Source organism: Bacteroides difficilis, assembly GCF_048319815.1.
GTDB classification, from domain to species: domain Bacteria; phylum Bacteroidota; class Bacteroidia; order Bacteroidales; family Bacteroidaceae; genus Bacteroides; species Bacteroides zhangwenhongii.
This window is the reverse complement of the sequence record NZ_CP182814.1, coordinates 712,385-728,606: the sequence shown is the minus strand read 5'-3', so window position 1 is coordinate 728,606 and position 16,222 is coordinate 712,385. Positions and strand designations below refer to the sequence as shown.

General features: G+C 43.1%; 17 protein-coding genes. 11 read left to right on the top strand and 6 right to left on the bottom strand.

Annotated elements, in window-relative coordinates:
- Positions 1–57: 57 nt before the first annotated feature.
- The 4 genes from ACNOGP_RS02810 to ACNOGP_RS02795 form a co-directional block, all read right to left on the bottom strand.
- Entirely contained in the window at positions 58–414 is a 357-nt protein-coding gene (locus ACNOGP_RS02810; RefSeq protein WP_007756538.1) for an FtsL-like putative cell division protein, read from the bottom strand.
- A gap of 6 nt (positions 415–420) precedes the next feature.
- On the bottom strand, positions 421–1,335 hold the full coding sequence (rsmH, locus tag ACNOGP_RS02805) for a 16S rRNA (cytosine(1402)-N(4))-methyltransferase RsmH (protein WP_418214727.1): 915 nt from the start codon (positions 1,333–1,335) through the stop codon (positions 421–423).
- Positions 1,322–1,792 carry a division/cell wall cluster transcriptional repressor MraZ gene (gene mraZ, locus ACNOGP_RS02800; RefSeq protein WP_143865148.1) on the bottom strand — a complete coding sequence of 157 codons (471 nt, stop codon included), beginning with the start codon at positions 1,790–1,792 and terminating at the stop codon, positions 1,322–1,324. Before mraZ ends, rsmH begins: the two co-directional genes overlap by 14 nt.
- Positions 1,793–1,979: 187 nt before the next feature.
- Positions 1,980–2,483: an RNA polymerase sigma factor gene (locus ACNOGP_RS02795; protein WP_007763320.1), complete on the bottom strand. Its 504-nt coding sequence runs from the start codon at positions 2,481–2,483 to the stop codon at positions 1,980–1,982.
- 259 nt (positions 2,484–2,742) lie between these two features.
- On the opposite strand from ACNOGP_RS02795, the gene ACNOGP_RS02790 reads away from it, so the two are divergent.
- Complete coding sequence (locus tag ACNOGP_RS02790) at positions 2,743–3,561, top strand: 1-acyl-sn-glycerol-3-phosphate acyltransferase (RefSeq protein ID WP_186966390.1); 819 nt, start codon at positions 2,743–2,745, stop codon at positions 3,559–3,561.
- 26 nt (positions 3,562–3,587) lie between these two features.
- Entirely contained in the window at positions 3,588–4,601 is a 1,014-nt protein-coding gene (locus ACNOGP_RS02785) for a GNAT family N-acetyltransferase (RefSeq protein ID WP_418214021.1), read from the top strand.
- Here ACNOGP_RS02785 and ACNOGP_RS02780 read toward each other — a convergent pair.
- Entirely contained in the window at positions 4,573–5,916 is a 1,344-nt protein-coding gene (locus ACNOGP_RS02780) for a deoxyguanosinetriphosphate triphosphohydrolase (RefSeq protein WP_270540902.1), read from the bottom strand. The genes ACNOGP_RS02785 and ACNOGP_RS02780 overlap by 29 nt on opposite strands.
- A 98-nt stretch (positions 5,917–6,014) precedes the next feature.
- On the opposite strand from ACNOGP_RS02780, the gene dut reads away from it, so the two are divergent.
- From dut to ACNOGP_RS02760, 4 genes are read left to right on the top strand one after another with little or no spacing between them, the layout of a single operon-like run.
- Positions 6,015–6,449 carry a dUTP diphosphatase gene (gene dut / locus ACNOGP_RS02775; protein WP_007763334.1) on the top strand — a complete coding sequence of 145 codons (435 nt, stop codon included), beginning with the start codon at positions 6,015–6,017 and terminating at the stop codon, positions 6,447–6,449.
- Positions 6,446–8,203 (top strand): tetratricopeptide repeat protein, encoded by a 1,758-nt coding sequence (locus ACNOGP_RS02770; RefSeq protein WP_418214020.1) that lies wholly within the window; start codon positions 6,446–6,448, stop codon positions 8,201–8,203. Before dut ends, ACNOGP_RS02770 begins: the two co-directional genes overlap by 4 nt.
- Entirely contained in the window at positions 8,200–8,766 is a 567-nt protein-coding gene (locus ACNOGP_RS02765; protein ID WP_418214019.1) for a DUF4292 domain-containing protein, read from the top strand. Before ACNOGP_RS02770 ends, ACNOGP_RS02765 begins: the two co-directional genes overlap by 4 nt.
- Positions 8,763–10,064, top strand: coding sequence for a murein hydrolase activator EnvC family protein (locus ACNOGP_RS02760; RefSeq protein WP_418214018.1), 1,302 nt, complete (start codon positions 8,763–8,765; stop codon positions 10,062–10,064). Before ACNOGP_RS02765 ends, ACNOGP_RS02760 begins: the two co-directional genes overlap by 4 nt.
- Before the next feature lie 44 nt (positions 10,065–10,108).
- Here the strand turns inward: ACNOGP_RS02760 and ACNOGP_RS02755 are convergent, their stop codons facing one another.
- Positions 10,109–11,176 carry a M20 family metallo-hydrolase gene (locus ACNOGP_RS02755; protein WP_418214017.1) on the bottom strand — a complete coding sequence of 356 codons (1,068 nt, stop codon included), beginning with the start codon at positions 11,174–11,176 and terminating at the stop codon, positions 10,109–10,111.
- A gap of 109 nt (positions 11,177–11,285) precedes the next feature.
- Here ACNOGP_RS02755 and ACNOGP_RS02750 point away from each other — a divergent pair, with 109 nt between their 5' ends.
- The 5 genes from ACNOGP_RS02750 (at position 11,286) to ACNOGP_RS02730 (ending at position 16,172) form a co-directional block, all read left to right on the top strand.
- Complete coding sequence (locus ACNOGP_RS02750; protein ID WP_418214016.1) at positions 11,286–13,094, top strand: AMP-dependent synthetase/ligase; 1,809 nt, start codon at positions 11,286–11,288, stop codon at positions 13,092–13,094.
- Positions 13,095–13,168: 74 nt separating this feature from the next.
- Positions 13,169–14,285 (top strand): peptide chain release factor 2 gene (gene prfB / locus ACNOGP_RS02745; RefSeq protein ID WP_418214015.1). Its coding sequence is split into 2 segments (ribosomal slippage): positions 13,169–13,231 and positions 13,233–14,285, totalling 1,116 coding nucleotides; the frame shifts between segments, so codons are not numbered across the junction.
- Between the two features lie 84 nt (positions 14,286–14,369).
- On the top strand, positions 14,370–14,504 hold the full coding sequence (locus tag ACNOGP_RS02740; protein WP_007756564.1) for a hypothetical protein: 135 nt from the start codon (positions 14,370–14,372) through the stop codon (positions 14,502–14,504).
- Positions 14,505–14,629: 125 nt separating this feature from the next.
- Positions 14,630–15,682, top strand: coding sequence for a porin (locus ACNOGP_RS02735; protein ID WP_418214014.1), 1,053 nt, complete (start codon positions 14,630–14,632; stop codon positions 15,680–15,682).
- Positions 15,683–15,704: 22 nt separating this feature from the next.
- Complete coding sequence (locus ACNOGP_RS02730) at positions 15,705–16,172, top strand: CYTH domain-containing protein (RefSeq protein WP_195533879.1); 468 nt, start codon at positions 15,705–15,707, stop codon at positions 16,170–16,172.
- The last annotated feature ends 50 nt before the right edge of the window (positions 16,173–16,222 follow it).

Here is a 16,222-nt window from a genome sequence, read left to right as displayed (position 1 = left end):
TATACTCTTTTTATTAACTGCCACAGTGCTTCTCTTTTAAAACTCCCAGATCTCCACCTATTTAATAAGGTAAGGAGGGTTGGTGGATGTCTGCAAATCACTCTCCTTACTCGAAATATAGTCTTCTATACGTGACTGGCGGCTCTTCTCCATCAGTTCCGAGCTACGTGTCAGCGCATCGTATTTTATATCTATCAGTTCCTTTTTCAACCGGTCTATCTCGATCTGCTGTTGCTGACTGGCATAGCGGTTATGGATGTAGAAGATGATGAATACCATGATCAGTACCAGCAACTTCGTCTGACGGCGGAAAAAGTCGGTAGCCAGAATGTCTCCACCCAGAATACTTTTTAGTGAGGTGCGTTTTTTCTTTTTTCCCTCTTCTGTTTTCTTATTTACTACTTCCTCTTCCATTTCTCTTTATTTCTTTTCTGCAATTCGTAATTTAGCACTTCTTGAACGCGGATTCCTTTCTATTTCCGTTTCGTCGGGAACAATCACTTTGTTGTTGACAAGGCGGAAGGGGGTATTCAGATTCCCGAAGAAATCGCTTTCTGCTTTTCCCTCTACATTTCCGGTTTTCATAATGTTTTTCACCATGCGGTCCTCTAGTGAGTGATAGGTGATCACTACTAGTCTGCCACCCGGTTTCAATGCCTCTGTTGCTGCCAGTAACATTTCTTTCAAGGCTTCCATCTCTTGGTTTACTTCAATCCGCAATGCTTGAAATACCTTTGCCAATTCCTTCTTTTCCCTTTCGCGGCCAAAAAGTGGCTTGATGACTTCCAAAAACTCTCCGATGGTACGGATAGCCTGCCCGTTCCGTGCTTTGACAATCACAGACGCGAGTTTACGGCTATTCTTTAATTCTCCATAGAGATAGAAAATGTTGGCGAGGCGTTCCTCTTCGTAAGTGTTTACGATATCGGCTGCCGTAAGTCCTGCACGTTTATTCATGCGCATATCCAGATCTCCGTCGAAACGGAAAGAGAAACCGCGCTCACTGTCATCAAAATGATGGGAAGACACACCTAGATCGGCTAAAATCGCATCTACCTGCTCGATATCGTGATAACGCAGGAAATTGTGCAGGTAACGGAAGTTGCTGCGTACGAAAATAAAGTGGGGATCATCAACGATATTCCGTTCGGCGTCTTCATCTTGGTCAAATCCCAAAAGTCGTCCGCCTTCCCCGAGCCGTGAAAGAATCTCTCGTGAATGTCCCGCTCCGCCGAAGGTAACGTCTACATACGTTCCGGCAGGGCGGATGTTCATCCCGTCAACGCTTTCTTTCAGCAGTACAGGCACATGATATGTCAGTTCATCTTTCTCCATCTTGTTTGTTTTCATCGTTCATAATTTCTTCTAATGCCGCTCCGAACTCTTCGGGTGACATAAACGGCTGTTCTGCCCGCTCCTTCGACCAGATCTCTATCTTGTTGTCGATACCGATGAAGCGTATATCCCCATGTATATTGCAGATCTGTAAATACCGCTTGGGGATTAATATGCGTCCGTTGCTGTCCGGTGTCACCACCTCAACGTCGCTCACAAACTGTCTGAAAATGAGTTGATGTTTATTGTTCCACTTGTTAAGTCTGCTGCGAAGTTCGTTCAACTCCTCGTTCCACACGCTCTCTGGGTATAGAGTCAGGCAGTCTTGAAATACGTCTTTACGCATAATAAGCCTTTCTTCAGAAGCAGCTTGTAATTGCTTCCTGAAGATAGCGGGAATGAACACTCTTCCTTTAGTGTCTGCTTTGGCTTCAATATTACCTAAAAAACGTATCATTACCTTATTATAATAAGAGACCGTAAAAGTATGAAATTCCCCACAATTCCCCACGATTTTCCACAAAAACTTTTAGAGAAGTTTTCAACAGAGTGTTAAATGTTGATTTACTTGAAAAAAAGAGCCCCGAGTGTCGGTATGCTCAACACTCGGGGCTCGTACAGTTTAGTATCTTTTTAGTTAAGGTCTAGCGAAAGTCTTTCAGGTCTTCCTGCAATTTCTGGCGTGTGAAGAAGATGCGGCTTTTTACTGTACCCAAAGGGAGGTTCAGTTTTTCCGCAATTTCTCGGTATTTGAATCCTGAAACGTGCATTGCAAACGGAACTCTGTATTCTTTAGGGAGTTTGTTGACTACTCGGTGCATTTCTTTCAGGTCGTATGCTCTCTCTGTACTTTCATAACTTGCATCTTGCGGCAAGTTCAGGTGGTATAAGTTGTCGGTTTGGTCAACAAATGTTTGATCGCGGACTACCTTGCGGTAGTTGTTGATGAATATATTGCGCATGATGGTGTACATCCATCCTTTAAAATTAGTATCAGGCATATATTTATCTTCGTTATCTAATGCTTTTAATGATGTCTCCTGCAACAAATCGTTTGCTTCTTCACGATCAGTTGTCAGTTTGTAGGCGAAGCGGAATAATTCTTCTTGTACTCCTACTAAATCTTTTCTGAAGCTTAAACTTTTCATACTGTGTTGCTTTTAAATTGTGAATATTCGTTCGTAAATTTCGATGTTGCAATTTTACGGTATTTTCAGGAATCCGATGGGGGAAAATCAGACTGAATTTGACCTAAAAATTGTCAGCTGATAGTTTTTAGGTGGTATTTGATAGTTTTTGGGTGCTATTTTTTTGTGTTATGAACTTTAATCCTGCATTTTCTACCAAATTATTGCGATTAATAAAAAAGAACCGTTAATTTTGTGCCATCATTTTTATTTGAAAAGAATGACTGATGACTCTTTATTTTTGATTGATGTCGATAAGATTCTTCGGACAAAAGCTCCGAAGCAATATAAGTACATCCCTAAGTTCGTGATTTCTTATTTGAAGAAAATTGTTCATCAGGATGAGATCAATGTATTCCTGAATGAATCGAAAGATAAAGTAGGGGTAGACTTCTTGGAGGCATGTATGGACTTTCTGGATGCGAAGGTGGATGTGAAAGGTATCGAAAACCTGCCTAAAGACGGATTGTACACCTTTGTGTCCAATCATCCGCTGGGAGGACAGGACGGTGTCGCGCTTGGTTATGTACTGGGGCGGCATTATGACGGGAAGGTGAAATATCTGGTGAACGACTTGTTGATGAATCTTCACGGATTAGCTCCGCTTTGCATACCTATCAATAAAACCGGTAAACAGGCAAAGGACTTCCCCAAGATGGTGGAGGCCGGATTTAAGTCCGACGATCAGCTGATCATGTTTCCTGCCGGTCTCTGCTCGCGTCGGCGTAATGGAGTGATTCGCGATCTGGAATGGAAGAAGACATTTGTAGTAAAGAGTATACAGGCGGAACGTGATGTAATCCCCGTGCATTTTGGAGGTCGGAACTCCGATTTCTTTTATAATCTGGCAAACTTCTGCAAAGCATTAGGCATTAAGTTCAATATCGCCATGTTGTACCTTGCGGATGAAATGTTCAAGAACCGACACCAGACTTTTACTGTAACTTTCGGTAAGCCGATACCCTGGCAGACTTTCGATAAATCGAAAACTCCGGCACAGTGGGCGGAGTACGTGAAAGACATTGTATATAAACTGTAACTGATAGAACAACTATAACAAGAAATATGGAAGAGATTATTAAACCGGTAAGCAAAGAGCTGCTGAAGGCGGAGTTGACGGAAGACAAACGCTTGCGAATGACGAATAAAAGTAATAATCAGATTTATATTATTACTTATCAGAATGCACCCAATGTAATGAGGGAAATCGGTCGTTTGCGTGAAATCGCTTTTCGTGCTGCCGGTGGAGGAACGGGGCTGTCGATGGATATAGATGAATATGACACTATGGACCATCCATATAAACAGTTGATCGTATGGAATCCGGAAGCAGAGGAAATATTGGGCGGCTATCGGTATTTGCTTGGAACGGATGTGCGTTTCGATGAGAAAGGCGCTCCGATTCTGGCTACTTCTCATATGTTTCATTTCTCGGAAACTTTTATTAAAGAATATCTTCCTCAGACCATTGAACTGGGGCGTTCGTTCGTTACGCTCGAATATCAGTCTACACGTGCCGGTAGCAAAGGATTGTTTGCTTTGGATAATTTGTGGGATGGGTTGGGTGCGTTAACGGTGGTCATGCCGAACGTGAAGTATTTCTTTGGAAAAGTGACCATGTATCCTAGTTATCATCGTCGGGGACGTGATATGATTCTTTATTTCCTCAAAAAGCACTTCTATGATAAAGATGAACTGGTTACTCCAATGGAGCCTTTGAAGTCGGAGACTTCCGAAGAAGAGTTGAAGGCTTTGTTCTGTAAGGATACTTTCAAGGAGGACTATAAGATATTGAATTGTGAGATTCGTAAATTGGGATATAACATCCCGCCGTTGGTGAATGCTTATATGAGCTTGAGTCCTACGATGCGGATGTTCGGAACCGCCATCAACTATGAATTTGGCGATGTGGAAGAAACCGGAATCCTGATTGCGGTAGATGAAATATTGGAGGATAAGCGGATGAGACACATCCAGACGTTTATAGAAAGCCATCCGGATGCGATGAAAATGCCTTGTGATAATGATGAAGCATTCGCTCCGAAAGTTGTTACACCGCAGGCAGACTGTTGCCGTTAATTTTACGATAAAGATCAAGAGCGAAGACATCGGTCATACCCGATATATAGTCAAGTACCGCCTGTATTCTTTCATAGAGTGCAGGCGCTTTTATATTATACTGGCTTGAAACCCGATTGATGAGCAACTCGGAATACGCCTTTCCTGGAGAGGTTACCGCATCTATCATCAGTTCCAGCAAGGTACTGATGACGCGGAAACCGGCTAACTCGATGTCCAGTACATCCCTTGACCGGTAGATCTTTTTCAGGGATACTTCGGCGCAGTGCTTGTATGCGTTTGCCGGACGCTCGGATATATGTTTGATAAGCGCTCCTTCAAAAGTGCCGGATAGAATTTCCGCTTCGTGCTCCAGAAATACACGGGTACATTCGCGAATCAGTAATCCGATGACGGAAGAACGCAGATAAGCGATTTGCTCATTCGTGTCGCTGACAATGAGGAAGGTTTGTCGGATGCGTTCCCGGCGTTCTTCACTGAAATAGGCCATTAACAGTTCCTTTGTCTCTTCGGTAGTGAGGATTTTCAGTTTATGCGCATCTTCAATATCCATCATTTGATAGCAGATGTCATCTGCTGCCTCTACCAAGTAGACCAATGGGTGACGTGCATATTTCAACGGATGTTCATTAAGTAAGGTTAATCCCAACTCGGTTGCTATCTTATGGAAACTTTCTTCTTCGCTGACGAAGAATCCGAATTTGGATTTTGTGCCGGCAAGACTCGATGAAAAGGGGTATTTCACAATGGAAGCCAATGTCGTGTATGTCATTGCAAATCCTCCTTTCCGCCTGCCTTCAAATTGATGTGTCAGGAGTCGGAATGCGTTTGCGTTTCCTTCAAAATGTGTCAGATCTTCCCATTCCATCGCAGAAAGTTGCTCTCCGTTCGGCTGTATTTCTTTCAAGCGGAGTCCTTTCCCTTCAGAGAAGAATGTGGATATAGCCCGCTCACCGGAATGTCCGAAGGGAGGATTTCCCAAGTCATGCGCCAGACAAGCGGCGGAGACAATAGAACCGATCTCCGGTAAAAAGGATTCTTGAAGCTCCGGTTGGCGTTGCAGGATGGCTTTGGCTACATCATTGCCTAGAGAACGGCCGACACAAGAAACTTCGAGACTGTGTGTGAGCCGGTTGTGTACAAAGACACTGCCCGGCAGGGGAAATACTTGCGTCTTATTCTGTAACCTGCGGAAAGGAGCGGAGAAGATCAGACGGTCATAGTCCCGTTGAAATTCCGAGCGGTTCTCCTGTCGTACTTCGTGGAATTCTTCCATTCCGAAGCGTTTAGCTGATATTAATTGGTTCCAATTCATGGCAAATGTGTGCATTATTTATTATTTAACTGCAAACTTAACTATTTTTCAGTTCAAAATGTGTATTTTCGCCTGTTAATATAGTAAACGTGTATTTTATGAATATTCAAGTTATCAATAAATCGAAGCATCCGCTTCCGGCTTACGCCACAGAATTATCTGCAGGAATGGATATCCGTGCTAATCTTTCCGAACCTATTATATTGGAACCGTTACAGCGTTGTCTGGTACCTACCGGATTATATATAGCTCTTCCGAAAGGATTCGAAGCGCAAATACGTCCCCGTAGCGGGCTGGCTATCAAGAAAGGAATCTCCGTTCTCAATTCTCCCGGAACGATTGATGCGGATTATCGGGGGGAGATTTGCATTATTTTAGTCAATTTATCGTCCGAAGCGTTTGTGATTGAAGATGGAGAACGTATCGCCCAAATGGTGATAGCCAAGCACGAACAAGCCGTGTGGCAGGAAGTGGAGGTGCTTGATGAAACAGAACGTGGAGCCGGAGGCTTCGGTCATACAGGGAAAAAATGAAAAAGATAATACTATTCTTGCTGATAAATGCCTTACTGTTTCCTCTTTGCACGACTGTGCAAGGTAAAAAGAAAAAGGTGAGGAAGGAGGAGAAAACTGTTGTACTGCAACTGACGGAAGAGCAGCAACGTAAATATGACTATTTCTTTCTTGAAGCTATACGAATGAAGGAAAAGAAGGAATATGCTACGGCTTTTGGTCTGTTACAACATTGCTTGGATATCAACCCGAACGCTCCGTCTGCCCTTTATGAAATTTCTCAATATTATATGTTTCTCCGTCAGGTACCTCAGGGGCAGGCTGCTTTAGAGAAAGCGGTGGCTTATGCTCCGGACAATTATTGGTATAGTCAGGGATTAGTCAGCCTGTATCAGCAGCAGAATGAACTGGATAAGGCTGTGACTTTGCTTGAAACAATGGTTACTCGTTTTCCGGCGAAGCAAGACCCTTTGTTCAATTTGCTTGATATTTACAGCCGTCAGGAGAAATATAATGATGTGATTTCCACATTGAATCGTTTGGAGAAACGTTTGGGAAAGAACGAACAGTTGTCTATGGAGAAATTCCGTATTTATCTTCAGATGAAAGATGATAAAAAAGCATTCAGGGAGATAGAAAGTCTGGTGCAGGAATATCCGATGGATATGCGCTATCAAGTGATACTGGGGGATGTATATCTGCAAAACGGAAAGAAGCAGGAAGCATACGAAGCGTACCAGAAGGTATTGGCTGTGGAACCGGATAATCCGATGGCGCTTTTCTCGATGGCTTCCTATTATGATCAGACCGGACAGAAAGAATTGTATCAGCAACAATTGGACACATTATTGCTGAATAAGAAAGTGGCGCCTGATACTAAAATTAATGTGATGCGTCAGATTATTGTGGAGAATGAGCAATCGGTCGCTAAAGACAGTACCCAAGTGATAGCCCTGTTTGATCGGATTATGAAACTGGACCAGGATGATCCGCAGATTCCCATGCTTTATGCACAGTATCTATTGTCGAAGAATATGGAACCGGAAGCAGTGCCTGTATTGGAACAGGTGGTTGATTTAGATCCCACGAATAAGGCTGCCCGCTTGATGTTGGTCAGCGCTGCCGTGAAAAAGGAAGACTACAAGCAGATTATAAAAGTTTGCGAGCCGGGCATTGAAGCTACTCCGGATGCATTGGAACTTTATTATTATCTGGCTATTGCCTATCATCAGGCAGAGCAGACAGACAGTGTGTTGAGTGTTTGTAGCAGGGCATTGGAACATATTACACCCGATACCCGAAAAGAGGTCATTTCGGATTTCTATTCAATTATGGGGGATATCTATCATACCAAAAAGCAAATGAAGGAAGCTTATGCTGCCTACGATTCAGCTTTGGTGTATAACCCTTCCAACATCGGTGCGTTGAATAATTATGCCTATTATCTGTCTGTGGAACGGCGTGAATTGGATAAAGCGGAAGAAATGAGTTATAAGACCGTAAAGGCAGAACCTAATAATTCGACTTATCTCGATACGTATGCCTGGATTCTTTTTGAAAAAGGCAACTATGCTGAGGCTCGTATTTATATTGATAATGCAATGAAGAGTGATGGAGGGAAAAGTGATGTGATAGTGGAGCATTGTGGGGATATTTATTTTATGACGGGTGATGTGGAAGGCGCACTGGGATATTGGAAGAAGGCATTGGAGATGGGTAGTGAGTCGAAAACATTGAAGCAGAAAATAGAAAAGAAGAAATTTATAGCAGAATGAAAAGAATAGTTTATCTATTGTTGGTTGTGGTTGTGTTGGCTGGTTGTAAGAGTTCGAAGCGCCTGGTGACTTCGGAGACAAAGGCACCTGTATCCAGTTATCTGGCTTCCAAGCTCCAACTGACTATTCCCGATAAAAAAGGAGGAAGCCTGTCGGTAGGAGGAACCATGAGGATGAAAACTCATGAGCGGGTGCAAATCTCTTTGCTGATGCCTATTCTGCGTACAGAGGTAGCACGTATCGAAATGACTCCTGAGGAGGTATTGTTAGTGGACAGGATGAACAGAAGATTTGTTCGTGCAAGTAAAGAAGAACTGAAGGGTATATTACCCAAGAATGCGGAGTTCTCTCGTTTGGAGAAGATACTGACAGATGCGTCTTTACCCGGTGGAAAGACAGAACTGACAGGAAAGGATATAGGAATTTCTTCGTTGGAAAAAGCAAAGGTGCAACTTTATGAGTTTTCTACGAAAGAGTTTTCAATGACTCCGACTGAGTTGAGTTCTAAGTACAGACAGGTTCCTATGGAAGAATTAATAAAAATGTTGGTAGCTTTGTTATGATGAAACGTTTTTTTGTTATTCTTATCGGTTGCCTTTGGCTGGCAGTTCCGCTTTTCGCTCAATCGAACAAACTGATTCGTGAGTTGGAGAGCAAACGTGGTGCGCTGCAAAAACAGATTGCCGAGTCGGAAACGATATTGAAGAATACAAAGAAAGATGTAGGTAGCCAGTTGAATAGTCTGGCGGCATTGACCGGGCAGATTGAAGAGAGGAAACGTTATATCATGGCTATTAACAATGATGTAGAGGCTATTGAGCGTGAGTTGGCTTCTCTTCAACGGCAATTGAGGAGCTTGGAAAGAGATTTGAGAGATAAGAAAAAGAAATATGAAGCTTCTGTCCAATACCTGTATAAGAACAAATCGATAGAGGAAAAACTGATGTTTATTTTTTCTGCCAAGAACTTGGGGCAAACTTATCGCCGTATGCGTTATGTTCGCGAATATGCTACCTATCAGCGTTTGCAAGGAGAAGAAATCCTGAAAAAACAGGAACAGATACGTAAGAAGAAGGCGGAACGGCAGCAGGTAAAGGCTGCCAAAGAGAATTTGCTGAAAGAACGTGAAGGCGAAAAAGTGAAGTTGGAAGCACAGGAGAAAGAAAAACGGACTTTGGTTGCCAATCTGCAAAAGAAACAAAGAGGATTGCAGAATGAGATTAATAAGAAACGGAGAGAGGCTAATCAACTGAATGCCCGTATTGACAAGCTGATTGCAGAAGAGATTGAACGTGCCCGTAAGCGTGCACAGGAGGAAGCCCGTCGTGAGGAGGCAGCTCGCAGGAAGGCGCAAGGCAAGGAAGGGCAATCGGCTGGAACCGGAGCGAAAACGAAGTCGAAGCCTTTGGAGGTGTATACAATGAGTAAGGCGGATCGGGAGCTATCCGGCAATTTTGCCGCCAATCGTGGAAAGCTTCCTATGCCTATATCCGGTGCTTATATCATCACCAGTCATTATGGGCAATATGCGGTAGAGGGACTACGCAATGTGAAACTTGATAATAAAGGAATAGATATACAAGGAAAGCCGGGTGCTCAGGCGCGTGCCATTTTTGACGGAAAAGTGGCGGCCGTATTCCAACTGAACGGATTATTTAATGTTCTTATCCGGCATGGTAATTATATTTCCGTTTATTGTAATCTGTCTTCCGCTTCTGTGAAGTCCGGTGATACAGTGAAGACTAAACAGCACATCGGACAGGTCTTTTCGGATGGAATGGATAATGGACGGACGGTGTTGCATTTCCAACTGCGTCGTGAAAAGGAGAAACTGAATCCGGAGCCTTGGCTCAATCGATAAAGTGATAGTTGAAGATACTAGAGTATAACGAGCGGACTTCTGTATTAAAGCAGAAGTCCGTCTAATAATTCCAGATATAGTCCGATAGCTTCTTCTATCTCTTTCAGCATAATATACTCTTCTGCCGTATGTGAACGTGAAGAACGTCCCGGTCCTATTTTTACCGATGGAAAAGACATCAATGCCTGGTCGGATAGAGTAGGGGAACCGAAAGGGACACGCCCCATTTTTATTGCTTTTTGGACAAACGGATGTTGCTCGTCGATCCGTGAGGAGTTGAGACGGAACGAGCGGGCTTTGGCTTCGCAAGAGATATGTTTCTTGATTTCAGCAAATAAATCTTCATTCGAGTAAAGCTCGTTGCTACGGATATCAACAACGAAAGTACACTTATCGGGAACTACGTTGTGTTGAGTACCTGCATTAATTACAGTTACGCTCATTTTTACCGGTCCTAGTAACTGCGATTCTTTATCAAAGCGATAGTCGCGGAACCAGGCAATATCATTCAATACCTTATAAATGGCATTGTCTCCCTCGTTGCGTGCGGCGTGTCCTGCCTTGCCTGTGGCGGTAACGTCCAATACCATCAGCCCTTTTTCGGCAATGGCAGGTTGCATCTCCGTCGGTTCGCCTACGATGGCGAATGAAATGGGGGGGAGTCCAGATAATACACTTTCAATTCCGTCTTTGCCCGATACTTCTTCTTCACAGGAAGCAAGATAAATCAAATTATATCTCTGTGAAGTACGACATAGTTGCAGAAACACCTGTAATAGAGATACAACACTTGCGCCTGCATCGTTGCTTCCCAGTCCATACAATTTTCCGTTCTCTTCACGTGGCGTGAACGGGTCTTTCCGCCAGCCATTGACAGGTTTGACGGTATCTATGTGGGAATTGAGCAGGATAGTCGGTTTCTTCAGGTCAAACATAGGGCTAAAACACCATACATTATTACCCTTGCGTCCGGTCTGCATACCTTCCATTTCAATATAATTTTGCAGGAAGTCTGCGGCCTGAGCCTCTTCCCGGCTAAGAGAAGGGATACTGATTAACGACTTAAGAAGGCTTGTAGCCTCTGCTGCCATAGTCGGAATGTCATATTTCATACTGCAAATATTTTGTCTATTACTTAATATTTGCACAAAGATAGTCGTTTTGCGCAATTGTTTCAAATAAAACTAATACCTTTGTACCATATTTACTAATACAAAGAGTATGACTTATCATCATTTATCTGTCTTAGTCCATCGTCAGGCTGAAAAGTATGGCGACAAGGTAGCCTTAAGGTACCGTGACTATGAGACAGCTCAATGGATTCCGATCACCTGGAATCAATTCTCCGGAACTGTGAGGCAGGCTGCCAATGCGCTCGTTGCGTTGGGAGTGGGAGAACAAGAGAATATCGGTATCTTTTCGCAAAACAAGCCTGAATGGTTTTATGTAGATTTTGGTGCATTCGCCAATCGTGCTGTGACCATTCCATTTTATGCGACCAGTTCACCGGCACAAGCACAATACATTATCAACGACGCACAAATACGCTATCTTTTTGTAGGTGAGCAATTTCAATACGACGCTGCATTCAGTATCTTTGGCTTTTGCACCTCACTGCAACAACTGATTATCTTTGACCGTTCGGTCGTAAAAGACCCCCGTGATGTGTCGTCCATCTATTTTGATGAGTTTATGGCGATGGGAGAAGGACTTCCGCACAATGATGTGGTAGAAGAGCGTACGGGACGTGCCTCTTATGACGATTTGGCTAATATTCTTTATACGTCCGGAACGACAGGTGAGCCGAAGGGAGTCATGCTTCATCATTCTTGTTATTTGGAACAGTTTCTCACTCATGACGACCGCCTGACCACGATGTCGGATAAGGATGTTTCTATGAACTTCCTTCCATTGACGCATGTATTTGAAAAGGCTTGGTGCTATCTCTGTATCCATAAAGGGGTACAGATCTGTATCAATCTCCGTCCGGCGGATATACAGACAACCATTAAGGAAATTCGTCCGACATTGATGTGCAGCGTTCCTCGTTTCTGGGAAAAAGTGTATGCCGGAGTACAAGAGAAGATCAATGAGACCACAGGAATGAAGAAGGCATTGATGTTGGATGCTATCCGGGTTGGTAAGATTCACAATCTTGATTATCTGCGGAAAGGAAAGACGCCTCCTGTGATGAATCAATTGAAATATAAGTTCTACGAAAAGACAATTTATTCTTTACTGAAGAAGACCATCGGTATTGAAAACGGGAATTTCTTTCCGACTGCCGGTGCTGCCGTACCCGATGAAATCAATGAATTTGTCCATTCGGTAGGCATTAATATGGTTGTCGGTTATGGACTGACAGAGTCTACGGCTACTGTGTCTTGCACATTGCCGGTGGGATATGATATCGGTTCGGTAGGTGTTGTGTTGCCGGGAGTTGAAGTGAAGATCGGTGAGGATAATGAAATTCTTCTTCGAGGTAAAACCATTACAAAAGGATATTATAAGAAAGCGGAAGCTACGGCTGCTGCTATTGATCCGGACGGATGGTTCCATACGGGCGATGCAGGCTATTTTAAGAATGGGCAGTTGTTCCTGACAGAGCGTATTAAAGATCTATTCAAAACTTCGAATGGAAAATATATCGCTCCGCAGGCTTTGGAAACAAAGTTGGTTATCGACCGTTATATTGATCAGATTGCTATTATTGCCGATCAGCGTAAGTTCGTCTCTGCTTTGATTGTTCCCGTATATGGATATGTGAAAGAGTATGCGAAGGAAAAAGGTATTGAGTATAAGGATATGAGTGAATTGTTGCAACATCCTAAGATTGTAGGGTTGTTCCGTGCGCGGATAGAAACCTTGCAACAACAGTTTGCGCATTATGAGCAAATCAAACGTTTCACCTTGCTTCCCGAACCATTTAGTATGGAGCGTGGAGAGCTTACCAATACATTGAAACTGAAACGTTCGGTCGTTTCTGAAAATTATAAAGACCTGATTGAGAAGATGTACGAGGAGAGTTGAGAGCCAGGCTTGAGATTCGTTGTGAGATAAGTGTACGATTATAATTTATAACTTTTAATTTCTAATTTAAGAAGATGATTACTATTGAACAACTTAAAGACGTGAAAGAGCGCACGGATGCGCTGAGGAGGTATCTTTGACGTCGACGGGAAGAAAATTCAAGTCGAAGAAGAACAGTTAAGAACGCAGGCTCCGGGATTTTGGGATGACCAGAAGAAAGCTGAAGCCCAGATGAAGTTGGTGAAAGACCTGCAAAAGTGGATTGACGGCTATAATGAGGTCAAAACGCTGGCAGATGAACTTGAGCTGGCATTTGATTTCTATAAAGAGGAATTGGTAACAGAGGAAGATGTGGATACTGCTTATGCGAAAGCGCGTGAGGCGGTAGAAGCGCTCGAACTCAAGAATATGCTTCGTGATGAGGCCGACCAAATGGATTGTGTGTTGAAGATCAATTCCGGGGCCGGTGGTACGGAGAGTCAGGATTGGGCTTCTATGTTGATGCGTATGTATTTGCGTTATGCTGAGACAAATGGCTATAAGGCTACTATTGCTAACCTTCAGGAAGGTGATGAGGCCGGAATCAAAACCTGTACGATCAATATTGAAGGGGATTTTGCCTACGGTTATCTGAAAGGAGAAAATGGTGTGCACCGTCTGGTACGTGTCTCTCCTTACAATGCGCAGGGTAAACGTATGACATCTTTTGCTTCTGTCTTTGTCACCCCGTTGGTAGACGACAGTATTGAGGTGAATATTGAGACGGTACGTATCTCTTGGGATACCTTCCGAAGCGGTGGTGCCGGTGGTCAGAATGTGAACAAGGTAGAATCCGGAGTTCGTCTGCGTTACCAATATAAAGATCCTTATACAGGTGAGGAAGAGGAGATTCTGATTGAAAATACGGAAACCCGCGACCAGCCTAAGAACCGTGAAAATGCAATGCGCCAGTTGCGTTCTATCTTATATGATAAAGAGTTGCAGCACCGTATGGCAGAACAGGCGAAGGTGGAAGCGGGAAAGAAGAAGATCGAATGGGGCTCGCAGATCCGAAGTTATGTATTTGACGACCGCCGTGTGAAAGATCATCGTACCAACTATCAGACTTCGGATGTGAACGGAGTGATGGATGGTAAGATAGAGGATTTTATTAAGGCTTATCTGATGGAATTCTCTTCACAGGAATCATAAAATACAAAATTAGCAACTGTTATTTTTGGAAAGTTAAAAGATTTGTCCTTACTTTGTTAGCGTTGAACTTTAAAGCTAACTATTATGGGCAAGGGTAAGAAAAAAGTAGCGATTAGTAAGAAGGAAGAAGAGCAGGCCCAGAAGGTTGTCAAAATAGTGTTTGTCTCATTAATTATTTTGGCACTGATTATGCTGATTGCCTTTTCCTTTTTCGGCTGATAATCTCACCACAGGTTTGTGTAATCTGTGGTGAGTTTTTTTGTAATACTACTGTAATCGGATTGTCATTCTTGTGTATCCTTGCAGTTGTACTTTTGCTGCGGATTAAGTAGCAAACAACTGAAATGAGTAGAATTACAACAACAGTCGTAACATTATTGTTGGCGGCAACAGCTTTCGGACAGGCTAAAGAAGACGCCGGAGATGGCAAAAAATTAGATAAGCAGACGATGGAATGGAAAGACTATTTGCCCGAGATTCACGGAACGATTCGGGGAAAATACGAATTCCAGACAGAAACAGGGGAAAGTCGTTTTGAAGTACGTAACGCGCGCTTTAGTGTTTCGGGAAATGTGCATCCTTTGGTTGCTTATAAAGCGGAAATCGACCTTTCTGACGAGGGCTCTATTAAAATGCTGGATGCGTATGCACGTGTCTTTCCGATGAAAGATCTTAATTTCACGATTGGGCAAATGCGGGTACCTTTTACGATTGATGCTCATCGTTCTCCTCACCAACAGTATTTTGCCAATCGTTCATTCATAGCCAAGCAAGTAGGAAATGTCCGTGATGTTGGGTTCACTACTGCTTATAAACATACGAGTGGCTTCCCGTTTATTCTTGAGGCCGGATTATTTAATGGTTCGGGGCTTACCAATCAGAAAGAATGGCATAAAACATTGAACTACTCGGTTAAAGCTCAGTTATTACCCGGCAAAAATTGGAATATAACACTCAGCACCCAGATGATAAAGCCGGAATCCGTACGGATTAATATGTATGATGCCGGTATTTACTATCAAAATAATCGTTTTCATATTGAAGCGGAATATCTATATAAAATGTACAGGCATGAGACGTTTAAAGATGTGCACGCTGTGAATAGCTTTGTCAATTACGACTTACCTTTGAAGAAAGTATTCAATAAAATTTCTTTTCTTGCACGTTATGACATGATGACGGATCATAGTGACGGCAAAATAGATAAGACGACAAATGCCTTGGTTATAAACGATTATGCACGCCATCGTGTCACGGGTGGGATCACACTTAGCCTTTCAAAAGCTTTCATTGCCGACCTTCGTTTGAACTTCGAAAAGTATTTCTATAAGAAAACCGGTATCCCAAAAGAATCGGAGCAGGATAAAATCGTAATTGAATTTATGACAAGGTTCTGATTTTTATGATTACTTTTGCGGTATGGCACAAGAAATAGAACGTAAATTTTTAGTTATCGGAGAGTATAAGTCGTTGGCATTTGCGAAAAGTCGTATTGTACAGGGATATATCAGCAGTGCTCGTGGAAGGACTGTCCGGATACGTATCCGGGATGATAAGGGATACCTGACTATCAAGGGGGCTTCCAACGCTTCCGGTACAAGCCGTTATGAATGGGAAAAGGAACTGTCTTTGCCGGAGGCGGAAGAATTGATGAAGTTGTGTGAACCGGGAATTATTGACAAGACCCGTTATCTGGTGCGTAGCGGCAGGCATATATTTGAAGTTGACGAGTTTTATGGTGAGAATGAGGGGCTTGTGGTGGCGGAAGTCGAGCTGGTTTCTGAAGATGAGGCCTTTGTGAAGCCGGACTTTATCGGTGAAGAAGTGACGGGCGATATACGTTATTACAATTCCCGGCTAATGAAAAAACCGTATAAGATGTGGTGAACGTTAACAAATAAACCGTATATTTGTTCTTATAATAAAAAGGGTAGTAT

Bases quoted from the DNA above. Each gene is read 5' to 3' on its own strand.
- ACNOGP_RS02810 (WP_007756538.1), bottom strand. From the start codon at position 414: ATGGAAGAGGAAGTAGTAAATAAGAAAACAGAAGAGGGAAAAAAGAAA.
- rsmH (WP_418214727.1), bottom strand. From the start codon at position 1,335: ATGGAGAAAGATGAACTGACATATCATGTGCCTGTACTGCTGAAAGAA.
- mraZ (WP_143865148.1), bottom strand. From the start codon at position 1,792: ATGATACGTTTTTTAGGTAATATTGAAGCCAAAGCAGACACTAAAGGA.
- ACNOGP_RS02795 (WP_007763320.1), bottom strand. From the start codon at position 2,483: ATGAAAAGTTTAAGCTTCAGAAAAGATTTAGTAGGAGTACAAGAAGAA.
- ACNOGP_RS02790 (WP_186966390.1), top strand. From the start codon at position 2,743: ATGACTGATGACTCTTTATTTTTGATTGATGTCGATAAGATTCTTCGG.
- ACNOGP_RS02785 (WP_418214021.1), top strand. From the start codon at position 3,588: ATGGAAGAGATTATTAAACCGGTAAGCAAAGAGCTGCTGAAGGCGGAG.
- ACNOGP_RS02780 (WP_270540902.1), bottom strand. From the start codon at position 5,916: ATGAATTGGAACCAATTAATATCAGCTAAACGCTTCGGAATGGAAGAA.
- dut (WP_007763334.1), top strand. From the start codon at position 6,015: ATGAATATTCAAGTTATCAATAAATCGAAGCATCCGCTTCCGGCTTAC.
- ACNOGP_RS02770 (WP_418214020.1), top strand. From the start codon at position 6,446: ATGAAAAAGATAATACTATTCTTGCTGATAAATGCCTTACTGTTTCCT.
- ACNOGP_RS02765 (WP_418214019.1), top strand. From the start codon at position 8,200: ATGAAAAGAATAGTTTATCTATTGTTGGTTGTGGTTGTGTTGGCTGGT.
- ACNOGP_RS02760 (WP_418214018.1), top strand. From the start codon at position 8,763: ATGATGAAACGTTTTTTTGTTATTCTTATCGGTTGCCTTTGGCTGGCA.
- ACNOGP_RS02755 (WP_418214017.1), bottom strand. From the start codon at position 11,176: ATGAAATATGACATTCCGACTATGGCAGCAGAGGCTACAAGCCTTCTT.
- ACNOGP_RS02750 (WP_418214016.1), top strand. From the start codon at position 11,286: ATGACTTATCATCATTTATCTGTCTTAGTCCATCGTCAGGCTGAAAAG.
- ACNOGP_RS02740 (WP_007756564.1), top strand. From the start codon at position 14,370: ATGGGCAAGGGTAAGAAAAAAGTAGCGATTAGTAAGAAGGAAGAAGAG.
- ACNOGP_RS02735 (WP_418214014.1), top strand. From the start codon at position 14,630: ATGAGTAGAATTACAACAACAGTCGTAACATTATTGTTGGCGGCAACA.
- ACNOGP_RS02730 (WP_195533879.1), top strand. From the start codon at position 15,705: ATGGCACAAGAAATAGAACGTAAATTTTTAGTTATCGGAGAGTATAAG.